Source organism: Streptomyces calidiresistens, from assembly GCF_014141525.1.
Taxonomy (GTDB): Bacteria; Actinomycetota; Actinomycetes; order Streptomycetales; family Streptomycetaceae; genus Streptomyces; species Streptomyces calidiresistens.
Genome location: NZ_VKHS01001260.1, coordinates 1 through 1,030 on the forward strand (window position 1 = coordinate 1; position 1,030 = coordinate 1,030).

1 protein-coding gene is annotated in these 1,030 nt (G+C 71.0%); it reads right to left on the reverse strand.

All coding sequences use genetic code 11. The features are described 5' to 3' along the window. Window positions 1–438: 438 nt before the first annotated feature. Complete coding sequence (locus FOE67_RS26760; protein WP_182667399.1) at window positions 439–882, reverse strand: hypothetical protein; 444 nt, start codon at window positions 880–882, stop codon at window positions 439–441. Window positions 883–1,030: the final 148 nt, after the last annotated feature.

Sequence of the window (1,030 nt, forward strand, 5' to 3'; positions counted from 1 at the left end):
GGGTGTCCGGGGCCGGGGCTCGCCCGGGTGAGGGCTTTCTGGAGGTGCCGGTCGACCGGTCGGGGAAACCGAAGGGAACCATCAGTGGATTCTCTTCACCGATGGCGGTCTGTGTGATGACGCTCGCCTGGTCTCGGCGGAGAGAGCCGGTAGTTGGCACCACCTCTCGCCCCCGAGGCGCAGGGAAGGTGGGCGGTGACCCCGACGGGGGTGCTGCCGCGGGGGAGTCGGCGCTCCGGGCAGCCTGTCATGGCCTCGAAGATCCGGTCGGTGTCCCGGAGCGGCTTGGCGATGGTGCCGCTGTACATCTCCCGGGTGAGTTCCGCGTCGCCGGCGCCTGCGTGAGCGAAGGTGACCTCCGCCTTGTGCGGGAAGCGGGGGCTCCCGCCCGTGGTCGCACCGTCGAGTTCGTTCAGCGCGGTGCGGCTCGGGACGGGGTCAGTGGCCGAGGTGGCGCAGGCAGTCCGCGAAGGTGGCGTGCGTGGCGTCCGCGGGTCCGGCATGCCGGTTGTACCAGGCGATGTCCAGTCGCTCCTCGTGCTGCTGGTGGCCGGCTCGGCACCGCAGTTGGATCCCGTCGTCGGTGGAGAGGACGAGCCAATCCCGATACGTCCCGCATCCGGCGCAGGTGACGACCTGCTGGTCGAGGACAAGCGGCCACGGCCAGGGCATCATCCGGCCGTCGAGCTGGTCGGGTCCGGGAATCCGCAACTCCGGGGGAGGGAAGTCGTCCACCATCGGCATCGGCTCCTCCGGTTGGGGGGCGGGTTTGGTCGGGGTGTCGTTCGGCGGCGCGGCCCCGCCCGACCCCCGGGCCGGGCGGGGGAGCGGGCGCCGGCGGCCGGTCGTCTCCTTCACCCGGCGACGTATGCGGTGCACCACCCTCGTCCTCCCTCATCTCGTCCTGCGTGTCCGAGGAACATGTTCCGAGCCCCCGACCCGCTTCAATTCACCCGGCCCATAGTCATTTCCGGCTCGGCCGGGGGTGGCTTCGTCGTGCTGCGCGTTGGTCGGACGCGTTTCCCTGTCT